The organism is Rhodococcus sp. NPDC059969 (genome assembly GCF_042738325.1).
Classification (GTDB): domain Bacteria; phylum Actinomycetota; class Actinomycetes; order Mycobacteriales; family Mycobacteriaceae; genus Rhodococcus_F.
Map to the genome: position 1 here is coordinate 287,097 of NZ_JBHWUF010000003.1, position 12,550 is coordinate 299,646.

Below are 12,550 nucleotides of genomic sequence, written 5' to 3' on the forward strand. Positions count from 1 at the left end.
CGGCAGGGCGGTCAGGAGCCGACTGCTGCGAGTTCGGCTTCGACCGCGGCTTCGAGGCGATCGCGCACCTCGGGAACAGCGATCTTGTTGATGATTTCGTGGAAGAACCCACGTACGACCAGACGACGCGCCTGATCCTCCGGGATACCGCGAGCACGCAGGTAGAAAAGCTGCTCGTCGTCGAAACGTCCCGTTGCACTTGCGTGGCCGGCTCCGACGATCTCACCGGTCTCGATTTCGAGGTTCGGAACCGAGTCGGCGCGGGCGCCGTCGGTCAGCACCAGGTTGCGGTTGAGCTCGAACGTGTCGGTGCCCTCCGCTGCGGCGCGGATGAGAACGTCGCCGATCCACACGGTGTGCGCGTCGGGCTTGCCGGATCCGGGATCTCCCTGAAGCGCGCCCTTGTAGACCACGTTGGACTTGCAGTTGGGCTGCGAATGGTCCACCAGCAGACGCTGTTCCAGATGCTGGCCGGCGTCGGCGAAGTACAGGCCGAGCAGTTCGGCGTCGCCGCCCGGTCCGTCGTACTTGACGGTGGCGGACAGGCGAACCAGGTCGCCGCCCAGGCTGATCGAGGTGTACCGGAGCACTGCGTCGCGGTTCAGGCGAGCGTGGTGTGACGTCACATGAACTGCGTCGTCCGCCCAGTCCTGAATGGCCACGACGGTCAGCTGCGAGCTGTCACCAAGAACGAATTCGATGTTCTCCGCGAAGGTTCCGCTGCCGCGCTGGTCGATGACGAACGTCGCCTTGGCGAACTGCGCCAGACGAATCTGGGTATGTCCGTAGGCGACATTGTCGACTCCGGGGCCGGTCATGGTGACCACGACGGGCTTCTCGACCTCGACCTCGGCGCCAACCGAGATGACCGTCGCAGTCTCGAAGCTCGAATATGCCTGCGCTGCAATGCGATCCGCAGGAACACCAGCCTTGCCCAGACGCTCGTCGTCACGGCCGACGGTCTCGACGGTGATGTCGCCGCCACCGTCCACCTCGACGGTGACCTGAGCGTTGGCAACTGCGCTGCCGTCGTGCAATCCACGCAGACGACGCAGCGGGGTGAACCGCCAGATCTCGTCACGTCCGCCCGGGACCTCGAATGCGTTGACGTCGAACGACGAGAACTGCTCGCCCTTGTTCGTGATGGGTGAGCCGGTGGCTGCACCCTTTACAGGAGCGGTCGGGTTCTCCCCGGCAACAGCTCCGATGACTCCGGTCTCTGGCGTGGTCACTAACCCACAGCCCCTTCCATCTGAAGTTCGATAAGGCGGTTGAGCTCGAGCGCGTACTCCATCGGGAGTTCCTTTGCGATGGGCTCGACGAATCCACGCACAATGGTGGCCATCGCTTCGTCCTCGGTCAGTCCGCGGCTCATCAGGTAGAAGAGCTGATCGTCACTGACCTTGGAAACCGTGGCCTCGTGACCCATGGTGACGTCGTCCTCGCGGATGTCGACGTACGGGTAGGTGTCGCTTCGGCTGATCTGGTCGACGAGCAGAGCGTCACACTTGACGGTCGACTTGGAGCCGTGGGCACCCTTGTTGACCTGCACCAGACCGCGGTACGACGCGCGTCCACCGCCACGGGCGACGGACTTGCTGATGATGGTCGAGGACGTGTGCGGCGCGAGGTGGAGCATCTTGGCGCCGGTGTCCTGGTGCTGACCCTCGCCGGAGAACGCAACGGAGAGAACCTCACCGCGGGCGTACTCACCCATCAGCCAGACGGCCGGGTACTTCATGGTGACCTTGGAGCCGATGTTGCCGTCGACCCACTCCATGGATCCGCCGGCCTCGACCTTGGTGCGCTTGGTCACCAGGTTGTAGACGTTGTTGGACCAGTTCTGGATGGTCGTGTAGCGGCAGTGGCCGCCCTTCTTCACGATGATCTCGACCACGGCCGAGTGCAGTGAATCGGACTTGTAGATCGGCGCGGTGCAACCCTCGACGTAGTGCACGGAGGCATCTTCGTCGACGATGATCAGGGTGCGCTCGAACTGACCCATGTTCTCGGTGTTGATGCGGAAGTACGCCTGCAGCGGGATGTCCACGTGGACTCCCGGCGGAACGTAGATGAACGAGCCGCCCGACCACACAGCGGTGTTCAGCGCGGAGAACTTGTTGTCGCCGGCCGGGATGACCGATCCGAAGTACTCCTTGAACAGCTCCGGGTGCTGCTTGAGACCGGTGTCGGTGTCGAGGAAGATGACACCCTGCTCCTCGAGGTCCTCACGGATCGAGTGGTAGACGACCTCGGACTCGTACTGAGCTGCGACACCGGCAACGAGGCGCTGCTTCTCCGCCTCGGGGATGCCGAGCTTGTCGTACGTGTTCTTGATGTCCTCGGGCAGGTCTTCCCAGGACTCGGCCTGCTTCTCGCTCGAGCGCACGAAGTACTTGATGTTGTCGAAGTGGATGCCTTCGAGGTCGGAGCCCCAGTTCGGCATCGGCTTCTTGTCGAAGGTGCGCAGAGCCTTGAGGCGGATGTCGAGCATCCACTCCGGCTCGCTCTTCTTCGCGGAGATGTCCCGCACGACAGCCTCGGAGAGTCCGCGCTGCGCGCTGGCTCCGGCTTCGTCGGAATCGGACCAGCCGTAGCCGTAATGACCGAGGGACGCGATGGTCTCTTCCTGCGTGAGCGGCTCGGTGCCTGCAGCTGCAGTGGTAGTCGCCTGGTCTGATGTGACGGTCATGCGAGCTCCTTCCGGAGTCTTGTTTCTTGACGGCTGCTCGGTCTCAGCGAGGGCTGGTCGCTACGGTCGAGCAGTTCTGACTTTGAAGAACTAGCTGAAAAATCTCTATTCGAACGCTGCTCTTGGGCAACGGCCTGCAGAACAACGCTCTGTAAAACACTGTGGTCCGGTCATCTACTCCCGGTGGACACGAGGGGCACGTGTGTCGTGCAGGCGCAGTCACCGTTGGCGATGGTCGCCAGGCGCTGGACATGCGTCCCGAGCAATTCCCGGAATGCTTGCTGCTCTGCCTCGCACAGTTCCGGAAATTCTTCTGCCACATGGGAAACCGGGCAGTGGTGTTGGCAGATCTGCACGCCGTTGCCTACCGGCCGGGTCGACGCGGCGAACCCCACTGCGTTGAAGGCTTCGGCGATTGCGTCCGCTGTCGCCTCGACGTTGTCCACATCTGTCGGATCAGCCGGTTCGACGTCTCCGACGATCGCCTGAACCCGACGCTTGGCGAACTCCTCGATTGCCGCGTCCCCGCCGATTTCGCGGAGTTGCCGCATCGCGGCTCCCGCCAGATCGTCGTAGGTATGGCCGAGGCGCCCGCGACCGGTTGCGGTGATCTGGAACTGCTTGGCAGGTCGACCGCGTCCGCGCTGGCGCAGCGACGCCGCCGAAGCCGTTCGTGCTTCGCCGGACTCGATCAACGCGTCCAAGTGACGTCGGACACCTGCGGCACTCAAACCGAGGCGTGTGCCGATTTCGGAGGCCGTAATAGGGCCTTCTTCGAGTAGCAGCTTGACCACTGCGGCCCGGGTCTGGCCTTCGACGCTCACCGTCACCGGATTTGCGGCAGCACTCGGCGAGGTCGCTACAGTGGGCTGACCTGCAACTTCCTTGCTTCGAGGGTCTGACGCATTTCTTTTCACAACACAAGTGTGACCGAATTCTTTTCGCAGGTCTACTAAGGGCAACCTGCATTACATTCGGGAATATCCGGACAGCGCACGTTGTCTGTGCTTGTCTGTCCGGCTGTATCGAGCCGCTACGCTGCCTGGTGTGCCGCAGACCCCCGAGAAGACGACGACCGCGCGATCGGCGCGCGCGATCCTGCTGGACAAACCCAAGGCACTCGCGCTTTCCACGATCGGCGTTCGGCCTTTCGGTTCCGCTCCCCGGCAAAGTATGGCCGCGGTGTTGCACGGCGACGAAAGCGAGCGCCCGGGCCTGAACGCGAAGGAAACCGCGCAACTGCGAGGTATCCGTCGATTCGGAGCGACCGGCGCAGTCTTGATGGCAGTGGGCGCGCTCGGCGCCGGCGCACAACCAGTCCTGCAGAATCCGACCGCCGGCCTTCGAGTCCTCAGCCTTCCCGGACGTATGCCGACGGTCTCGCTCACCATGACGATGACCGGAACGGTGCTCGTCGTTCTCGCCTGGCTGATGATGGGCCGATTCGCCGTCGGGGACATACGCAGCCGATCCGGCGCACCGCGGCGCATGACCCGTTCTCAGTTGGACCGCACGCTTCTGCTGTGGATCCTGCCGCTCTCCGTCGCACCGCCGATGTTCAGCCGCGACGTCTACTCGTATCTGGCACAAAGCGAAATCGCGGCTCGCGGACTCGATCCGTACGCCATCGGCCCCAAGGCGGCACTGGGCGTCGACCACGTCCTCACCCGCACTGTTCCGACCATCTGGCGGGACACGCCGGCTCCGTACGGGCCGTTCTTCCTGTGGCTGGGACGCGGGATCAGCTCACTGACCGGCGACAACATCGTGGCCGGAATCTTCTTGCACCGCCTGCTCGCCTTGGCCGGCGTCGCGCTCATCGTGTGGGCGATACCTCGACTGGCCAAGCGATGCGGCGTCTCTGCCGTCAGTTCACTCTGGCTCGGTGCCGCGAACCCGCTGCTGCTCTTCCACTTGGTGGCCGGCATCCACAACGAAGCGCTCATGCTCGGGTTGATGCTCGCCGGAATCGAGATCGCCCTCCGCGCAGTCGAAGGGTCCGGGCCCATCCGTGGCCGAGCGCTGTTCTATCTCATTGCGGGATCAGGTTTGATCGCGTTGTCGTCGACTGTCAAAATTCCGTCCTTGCTGGCACTCGGATTTGTCGGTATGGCTCTGGCCCGGCGTTGGGGTGGAACCTGGAAAGCCTTGGCGGGAGCTGCGATTCTTCTGGGCATCGTTGCCGCCGTCGTCACGTTTGTCATCAGCGTGGCCAGTGGGCTCGGTATGGGGTGGATCAACACCCTCGACACCGCTACGGCGGTGCGGAGTTGGATGTCCATCCCGACGCTCCTGGGCGTCGGCACTGGATTGGCAGGTGTACTGCTCGGACTCGGCGATCACACGACGGCAATCCTCACGATCACGCGGCCGATCGCGTATCTGGTTGCCATTCTCATCACCGCGCGGATGATGATCTCGGTATACATGGGCCGCATTCACCCGGTCGGTGGACTCGGCATCGCACTCGGGGCCATAGTTCTCCTGTTCCCGGTCGTTCAGCCCTGGTACCTGCTGTGGGCGATACTTCCGCTCGCAGCCTGGGCTACTGCGCCGATTTTCCGCATCCCTGCCGTGGTCTTCACCTCGATCGTCAGCGTCATGTTGATGTCGAACGGCGCCGAATACCTTCCGTTCATGATCGTGCAGGCCGTCATCGCGACCATCCTCACCGCCGGAACGCTCATCGTCTTCACCCGCAATTCACTCCCCTGGCGTAGCGACAAGCCAGTAGCGGAGATCACGAAAGGCGGACCGGTAGACGAAGACAACTCGGCGGGGGCTTACGCTGATTCCCCGTGACCTCGAGAGCCTCCAGATCGTCGACGCCGGCGGTACAGATCCAGGGTGTCGTCAAGTCCTTCGACGGTGTTCGAGCCGTCGACGGTATCGATCTCACTGTCGAGACGGCCCAGGTCGTTGCCCTGCTCGGCCCCAACGGAGCCGGTAAGACAACAACCGTCGAGATGTGCGAAGGGTTTGTCACCCCCGATGCCGGCACCGTTCGAGTGCTCGGTCTCGACCCCATCGCCGACTCCGGTGAAGTCCGCTCGCGAATCGGCGTCATGCTGCAGGGCGGCGGCGCATACCCCGGGTCCAAGGCCGGAGAAATGCTCGACCTCGTCGCCGCATACTCTGCCGACCCACTCGATCCCGCCTGGCTCCTGTCCAAACTCGGCCTCACCGATGCGCGCAAGACGCCTTACCGTCGCCTTTCCGGCGGCCAGCAGCAACGACTGTCTCTGGCGTGCGCGCTTGTCGGCCGTCCCGAGTTGGTATTTCTCGACGAACCCACCGCTGGACTCGACGCTCAGGCACGTCTACTCGTGTGGGAACTCATCGACGCTCTGCGCCGCGATGGCGTCAGCGTCCTGCTCACCACGCACCTCATGGACGAGGCCGAAGCGCTCGCCGACGAATTGGTCATCATCGACCACGGCAAGATCGTCGCGTCGGGAACGCCGGCCGAGGTCACCAGCAAGGGCGCCGAAGGCCAACTCCGTCTGACGACGGTTCCCGGTTTGAGCCTCGACTCGCTGGTCGGCTCACTCGCCGGGTTCCGCGTCGAGGAATCCAATCCCGGCACCTACGTCGTCGAAGGTGCAATCGATCCGGCAACCGTGGCGACTGTCGCGACGTGGTGTGCCGATCAGGACGTGCTGATCAACGACATCCGCGTCGATCAACGGAGTCTGGAAGACGTCTTCCTCGAATTGACGGGCCGGGAACTGAGGGGATGACGGAGATCAAGGTCATGAACGAAACAGCAGCGAACGGCCAGAACAGTGGGACTGCCAACGGAGCCAGGGAACGCCGGCTCGCCGAGAACCGCTTCGAGCCGGGCACCTTCTCGCCGGATCCCCGCCCCAGTTCGGCGGCCGAGATGCTGGCGGCGCAGACCAAGCTGGAACTGACTCTTCTGCTCCGCAACGGTGAGCAACTGCTGCTCACCATGTTCATCCCGATCACCCTGCTCATCGGACTATGCCTACTCCCGATCGGCGATTTGGGCGATTCTCGGGTCGATACCGTGCTCCCAGGTGTCATGATGGTTGCCGTGATGTCGACGGCGTTCACCGGACAGGCCATCGCCGTCGGATTCGATCGCCGATACGGCGCGCTCAAACGACTCGGTGCAACGCCGCTACCGCGGTGGGGAATCATCGCGGGCAAGAGCGCTGCCGTCATCATCGTCGTGGCCCTGCAGTCTCTGCTGCTCGGCGCTATCGGTTTGGCGTTGGGGTGGCGTCCGTCGTTCGCCGAACTGGTACTCGGCGCAGTGGTCATTGCCATCGGTACTGTCACGTTTGCAGCGCTGGGACTGCTGCTCGGCGGCACTTTGCGAGCGGAGATCGTTCTCGCTCTCGCCAACGTCTTGTGGTTCATCATGGTGGGCATCGGCAGTGTGGTCTTCGCCAGTGGCGAACTTCCGACCGCTGTTCACACGCTGGTGCGCATTGTTCCGTCCGGTGCTCTCGCACACGCTCTCGAAGCGGCCCTCGACACCTCGATGGACTGGTTCTCGATTCTCGTACTTCTCATCTGGGCCGCGGTGGCCGGTATCTTCGCAGCAAGGTGGTTCAAGTTCACGTGAGTACACGACGGAGCGCTCAAATCGTCGGCTGTGTGGCCGCAACAGTGATTTTGTGTGCCGGACCCGCAACGGCGACTCCCTCAGTGTCCGGTCCACTCGCACCTGCAAATCCGTACCTCGGTCCCGTCGGTACCTCCACCATGCACGGTGACGCGGGCTCGTCCGACGTCACTCCGCTGCCCGGACCCGGAACCGGCCCCCACGAAGTGACCGCCTTCCCGATGATGGCTGCCTGCCCGACGGTCCTGCAGGGTTCCGACGGCATGATCGTCTCGCTCTGCACGACGATGATCGGCCAGATCCCGACCATCCATTTGATCGATCCGAAGGCCGACGCCACGCCGTTGGGCCGGTCGGTAGCGCAACTGCCGCTGGCAAAGGGAAGCCTCCTGGGCGGCGTCTACGCCTATCTGGACAACGAGAACCGCCTCGTCGCGGTCGACGGAAATCGTCAGTTGGTCCGCATTTCCCATGCTCAGAATCCGGACGGCAGTTGGCGGTTGGAACTCGCCGATGCCGTCGATCTCAGTGGTGCGGTTGCCGCCGACGACAACGTCACCGGCCTCGCTCCGGACTGGGACGGCAATGTCTGGTTCGCCACCGGGCATGGCACCGTCGGGTATGTCGGCGCGGATCGAATCGCGCACAGCATTTCACTCCCCGAAGGTGAACAGGTGCAGAACAGCATCTCCACCTCCCCGACGGGCACTGCCGTCGCAACTACCCACGCGCTCTACCAACTGAAGCGAAATGGCGACGAGGTCGTCATCGACTGGCGTCAGCCGTACGACCGCGGGCCGGCCCGTAATCCGGGTCAGCTCAGCTGGGGAACCGGATCGACTCCGACGTACTTCGGCCCGTCGACGGGCAGCGATTTCTTGACCATCGTCGACAACGCCCACCCGACAGTGAGCTTGCATGTCTATCGCGCTGACACGGGCGCCGAGGTGTGCACGCAGCCGGTGTTGTCCGCTGCCAGCCAGGACGGCTCACCGAGCGGCAGCGAGAACTCCCCCGTCGGCATCGGTCATTCCGTCTACGTCGCCGGCACTTACGGATACCCGTACCCCACAACTCCTGAAGGCGCCGGCCCGGCGGTCCCCGCCACGGCACCCTTCAACGGCGGAATGACCCGCGTCGACATCGATCCGGTCGGCTGCCATGTCGTGTGGGACAACACGATTCGTAGCTCCGCGGTACCCCACCTCTCGACGGCTGACGGCTCGATTTACACCGTGACACGGGACGGTGCTCCGAACACCTCTCCGCTGGACGGTTACTCCTTCGCGGTGATCGACTCGAAGGACGGGTCGCAAATCGGTTCGACTCCCCTGCCGTCGACCATCCTCAACGACACCCTTCAGATGTCTGCGCTCATCACCGAGTCGGGTGAGTACTTCCAGGGCACGATCTCGGGAATCGTGCGCGTTCGCGCAAACTGACGCGCGCTGGTCCCATCGGCGCGAGGCATATCGCTTCGCGCTTGCTTCAAACGCCTAGCCCCCAACGACGCGGGGCAGGCGCGGAGCGAGCTGGCCCCAACGACGCGGGGCAGGCGCGGAGCGAGCTGGCCCCAACGACACTGTGTAGTTGATGGGGAACTACGATCGTTGGCGTGGTGAATCGTGTGTATGCCGGATTTTTGCGCTTGGTGGATCGACTACCTCTCCCCTCGCTGAAAACGCAGAAGATCATCGCGTTCATCGTGATCCTGACGCAGGGCGGCATCGCTGTCACCGGCGCGGTGGTGCGCGTGACGGACTCGGGACTCGGTTGCCCGACGTGGCCGCAGTGCTTCCCCGGTAGCTTCGTCCCGGTCGGCCACGGACAGGTCGCGGTCATTCATCAGGCTGTCGAGTTCGGCAACCGCCTGCTCACGTTCCTGGTTGTGATCGTCGCGGCTGCAATCGTGCTCGCGGTGACTCGCGCTCGCCGTCGCAAAGAGGTGCTTGTCTACGCCTGGATGATGCCGCTCGGCACCGTGGTTCAGGCAGTCATCGGCGGAATCACCGTCCTGACCGGACTGCTGTGGTGGACGGTGGCAATCCACCTGGTGGCGTCGATGCTGATGGTCTGGGTTGCCACGGTGATGTACGCGAAGATCGCCGAACCCGACGAGGCGACAACACTGATCGTGATGCCGAAGCCGCTGCGCTGGCTGACCGCACTGTCGGGAGTGGCGCTCGCCGGCGTGCTCGTCGCCGGCACCCTCGTAACGGGTGCAGGCCCGCACGCGGGCGACAAGGGACTGGAACGCACGGTGCCTCGCCTGGAGGTCGAGATCGTAACGCTTGTTCATCTGCACTCGCAGCTGCTGGTCGGATACCTCGCGCTGGTCGTGGGACTGACCTTCGGCCTTTACGCGGTAGGAACGTCAGCCGCCGTGAAGCTCCGCTTGAAGGTCTTGCTGGGACTTATCCTCGCGCAGTCACTCATCGGCGTCGTGCAGTACTTCACCGATGTGCCAGAAGTTCTCGTGATCATGCACGTCGCTGGTGCCGGGCTGTGCACGGCTGCGACGGCAGCAGTTTGGGCCGCGGGCAAGACCCGCCAGTTCACGCCGACCGGCTCGCCGATACCAGCTGTCTGACGCTTGAAGACACGTCTGGGGCGTAGGAACACCTTTTGGTGTTCCTACGCCCCAGACGTCATTTCAGGATTCGTTGCGAGCTTTCGGGAACCGAGTCTGATTGGCAACCCAACCGGCCATCTTCTTGAAGTGGCCTTCCTGCGGGGTGACGATGCTCGTCAGCTCACGCTCCCACTCGGCAACGGTGACGTTGTCCAAGGATGCGACGACGGCATTGGCCGTGGCGAGGTCCTCGACGACCTGGTCACCGAGGATGCCGTCGGCACCCACGAGAGTGATGCGAACGCCGGCAACGCCGACCGGCTGGATGACGGCGCTGGCGGTTCCGCCGTGCTCGGCGACGAACTTGGTGATGGCATTCACCGTGGACTTCGGCAGTTCCGGCGCGGACGGGGTGGCGTCCGACTTCTCTGTATCGGTGCTCATGACTCGACAATACTGGTCGGTAGCCCGGAAGCGACACCAGGCATGGACTGAGGCTCGGTCGCCGCGGGTGTAGAACAGAAACCATGCGAGCCATCTACGTGACCGAGACCGGCGGACCAGAGGTTCTGACTCTGACCGAACAACCCGAACCGACACCGGGCCCAGGCAATCTACTTGTCCGGACCGAAGCGATCGGCATCAATTTCATCGACACGTACTTCCGAATGGGCCAGTACAAGCGGCCGCTCCCCTACATTCCCGGCGACGAGGGCAGCGGTGTTGTCGAAGCCGTCGGTTCCGATGTCACCGACTTCGTCGTGGGCGACCGTGTCGCGTGGGCCGCGGCCACTGGCAGCTATGCCGAGAAGGTGGCTGTTCCCGCCGCAGTCGCAGTCAAAGTGCCCGACGGTGTCCCGGCATCAGCCGCAGCGTCGGCGCTCCTGCAGGGGATGACGGCGCATTACCTCGCGAAGTCGACGTATCCGATCCAGAGCGGAGACACCGTGCTCGTGCACGCGGGCGCGGGCGGCGTCGGGTTGATCCTGACGCAGATGGCCGTCAGCCTCGGGGCGAAGGTCGTCACGACTGTGTCATCGGATGCGAAGGAAGAACTCTCGCGTGGCGCCGGTGCCTCGGAGGTACTGCGGTACGACGAGGACATCGCAGCACGCATTCGGGAGTTGACCGGCGGCGAAGGAGTCGCGGCGGCTTACGACGGCGTCGGCGCGACAACTTTTGATTCGAGCTTGGCTTCCGTGCGTATCCGCGGCACCGTCGCGTTGTTCGGTGCGGCCAGTGGTCCGGTTCCGCCGGTGGATCCGCAGCGGCTCAATTCGTCGGGCTCACTGTTCCTGACGCGTCCTACGCTCGCGCATCACATTCGCACTCGTGAGGAGCTGACCTGGCGTGCCAGCGATGTCTTCGACGCCATTGCGGCCGGGAAACTCGATATTCGCGTCGGGGCCGAATACCCCCTCGCCGATGCAGCGACAGCGCACCGGGACCTGGAAGGTCGAGCAACAACGGGGTCAATCGTTCTGATCCCCTAGCGAAGTGCTGTGCGCCTTTATTAACCGCCCGCGGTTAATAAAGGCGCACAGCAGAATCAGCTGAGCATGTCACTGATCGTCTGGAGTCCGAGCACCGAGTCGACAGCGAGGCCGACGAAGACGATCGCAAGATAGTTGTTGGACTGCAGGAACAGGCGCAGCGGCTTGACCTGGGCACCGCCACGAACGCTGCGGTACAGCTGATGGGCCATGAGCAGGAACCACGCGCCGGCGACGATGGTGATGGCGGCGTAGATGACGCCGGACGCGGGCACGAGGACGAGCGTCGTGACGACCATCGCCCAGCTGTAGAACAGGATCTGCTTGGTGACGTGCTCTTCGGTGGCGATCACGGGAAGCATCGGAACACCGGCAGCTTTGTAGTCTTCCTTGTAGCGCATTGCGAGCGCCCAGGTGTGCGGCGGCGTCCAGAAGAAGATGATCAGGAACAGCACGACGGGTTGCCAGCTCAGTGACCCGGTGACTGCGGCCCAGCCGACGAGGACGGGCATACATCCGGCAGCGCCACCCCAGATGACGTTCTGCCAGGTACGACGCTTGAGAACCATCGTGTAGATGAGTACGTAGAACGCGATCGTGATAACGACAAGGATGCCGGCGAGGAGGTTGGCTCGCCACCACAGCCACAGGAACGACGCGAGACCCAGGAGAAGTCCGAAGACGAGCGCGTTGCGAGTCGGTACCGCCTCGCGGGCCAGCGGACGCTTGGCGGTGCGCTTCATGACCTTGTCGATGTCGGCGTCGACGACGCAGTTGAGGGAGTTCGCACTCGCTGCGCCCATCCAGCCACCGAAGAGGGTGCTGAGGATCAGAGCGATGTCGACTGTTCCGCGATCGGCCAGCAGCATTGCCGGAATGGTTGCCACCAACAGCAATTCGATTACTCGCGGCTTCGTGAGCGCGATATAAGCCAGAACCTTGCCCGTTGCGCGACCCCACACCGTATCGGTGTTGGTCGCCCGCGGGGCGGCACCTGGGCTGCCGAAGCCATGTCCGCTCGGCTGTTGCCCTGTCCGCACGTTCTCTCCTTGCACCACGCGTTACCGCACTAACTCTTCACGACACACTGCTGACACTGTTCTCTACTACGGACGATGGTAGACCGCAGCCATGGAGGAACCGAATCGACCCGGACAGCCAGGACCATTAGGCTGGGTTGCGCAGTGGAGGGACACCCA

At 63.5% G+C, this 12,550-nt stretch carries 11 protein-coding genes; 6 read left to right on the forward strand and 5 right to left on the reverse strand.

The features are described from left to right. Positions 1 to 11 precede the first annotated feature (11 nt). From sufD to ACFWAD_RS12820, 3 genes are all read right to left on the reverse strand, one after another. Positions 12 to 1,232 (reverse strand): Fe-S cluster assembly protein SufD, encoded by a 1,221-nt coding sequence (gene sufD, locus ACFWAD_RS12810; RefSeq protein WP_378533099.1) that lies wholly within the window; start codon positions 1,230 to 1,232, stop codon positions 12 to 14. Continuing rightward, positions 1,232 to 2,692: a Fe-S cluster assembly protein SufB gene (sufB, locus tag ACFWAD_RS12815; protein ID WP_003944799.1), complete on the reverse strand. Its 1,461-nt coding sequence runs from the start codon at positions 2,690 to 2,692 to the stop codon at positions 1,232 to 1,234. The genes sufD and sufB overlap by 1 nt, the downstream gene beginning before the upstream one ends. Positions 2,693 to 2,862: 170 nt before the next feature. Beyond that, positions 2,863 to 3,609 (reverse strand): helix-turn-helix transcriptional regulator, encoded by a 747-nt coding sequence (locus tag ACFWAD_RS12820; protein ID WP_378544281.1) that lies wholly within the window; start codon positions 3,607 to 3,609, stop codon positions 2,863 to 2,865. Positions 3,610 to 3,739: 130 nt separating this feature from the next. On the opposite strand from ACFWAD_RS12820, the gene mptB reads away from it, so the two are divergent. From mptB to ACFWAD_RS12845, 5 genes are all read left to right on the forward strand, one after another. Continuing rightward, positions 3,740 to 5,494, forward strand: a complete 1,755-nt coding sequence (gene mptB, locus ACFWAD_RS12825) for a polyprenol phosphomannose-dependent alpha 1,6 mannosyltransferase MptB (protein WP_378533101.1) — start codon at positions 3,740 to 3,742, stop codon at positions 5,492 to 5,494. Beyond that, positions 5,491 to 6,432 carry an ABC transporter ATP-binding protein gene (locus ACFWAD_RS12830; RefSeq protein ID WP_378533103.1) on the forward strand — a complete coding sequence of 314 codons (942 nt, stop codon included), beginning with the start codon at positions 5,491 to 5,493 and terminating at the stop codon, positions 6,430 to 6,432. The genes mptB and ACFWAD_RS12830 overlap by 4 nt, the downstream gene beginning before the upstream one ends. A gap of 14 nt (positions 6,433 to 6,446) precedes the next feature. Next, positions 6,447 to 7,286 (forward strand): ABC transporter permease, encoded by an 840-nt coding sequence (locus tag ACFWAD_RS12835; RefSeq protein WP_378544284.1) that lies wholly within the window; start codon positions 6,447 to 6,449, stop codon positions 7,284 to 7,286. Beyond that, entirely contained in the window at positions 7,268 to 8,728 is a 1,461-nt protein-coding gene (locus ACFWAD_RS12840; protein ID WP_378544287.1) for a hypothetical protein, read from the forward strand. The genes ACFWAD_RS12835 and ACFWAD_RS12840 overlap by 19 nt, the downstream gene beginning before the upstream one ends. A 173-nt stretch (positions 8,729 to 8,901) precedes the next feature. After that, entirely contained in the window at positions 8,902 to 9,876 is a 975-nt protein-coding gene (locus ACFWAD_RS12845; RefSeq protein WP_378533107.1) for a heme A synthase, read from the forward strand. Between the two features lie 63 nt (positions 9,877 to 9,939). Here ACFWAD_RS12845 and ACFWAD_RS12850 read toward each other — a convergent pair whose 3' ends face one another. Further along, positions 9,940 to 10,302 (reverse strand): hypothetical protein, encoded by a 363-nt coding sequence (locus tag ACFWAD_RS12850; protein WP_378544290.1) that lies wholly within the window; start codon positions 10,300 to 10,302, stop codon positions 9,940 to 9,942. A gap of 83 nt (positions 10,303 to 10,385) precedes the next feature. Here ACFWAD_RS12850 and ACFWAD_RS12855 point away from each other — a divergent pair, with 83 nt between their 5' ends. Continuing rightward, the gene (locus ACFWAD_RS12855; protein ID WP_378544293.1) at positions 10,386 to 11,351 is read left to right on the forward strand and encodes a quinone oxidoreductase family protein; all 966 of its coding nucleotides are present in this window, start codon (positions 10,386 to 10,388) and stop codon (positions 11,349 to 11,351) included. 56 nt (positions 11,352 to 11,407) lie between these two features. Here ACFWAD_RS12855 and ACFWAD_RS12860 read toward each other — a convergent pair whose 3' ends face one another. Beyond that, positions 11,408 to 12,391: a heme o synthase gene (locus tag ACFWAD_RS12860; RefSeq protein WP_283304656.1), complete on the reverse strand. Its 984-nt coding sequence runs from the start codon at positions 12,389 to 12,391 to the stop codon at positions 11,408 to 11,410. Between the last annotated feature and the right edge of the window lie 159 nt (positions 12,392 to 12,550).

What these genes read in the sequence shown, in the direction of transcription:
- sufB (WP_003944799.1), bottom strand. Translation starts at nt 2,692, where the DNA reads ATGACCGTCACATCAGACCAGGCGACTACCACTGCAGCTGCAGGCACC.
- ACFWAD_RS12835 (WP_378544284.1), top strand. Translation starts at nt 6,447, where the DNA reads ATGAACGAAACAGCAGCGAACGGCCAGAACAGTGGGACTGCCAACGGA.
- ACFWAD_RS12850 (WP_378544290.1), bottom strand. Translation starts at nt 10,302, where the DNA reads ATGAGCACCGATACAGAGAAGTCGGACGCCACCCCGTCCGCGCCGGAA.
- ACFWAD_RS12855 (WP_378544293.1), top strand. Translation starts at nt 10,386, where the DNA reads ATGCGAGCCATCTACGTGACCGAGACCGGCGGACCAGAGGTTCTGACT.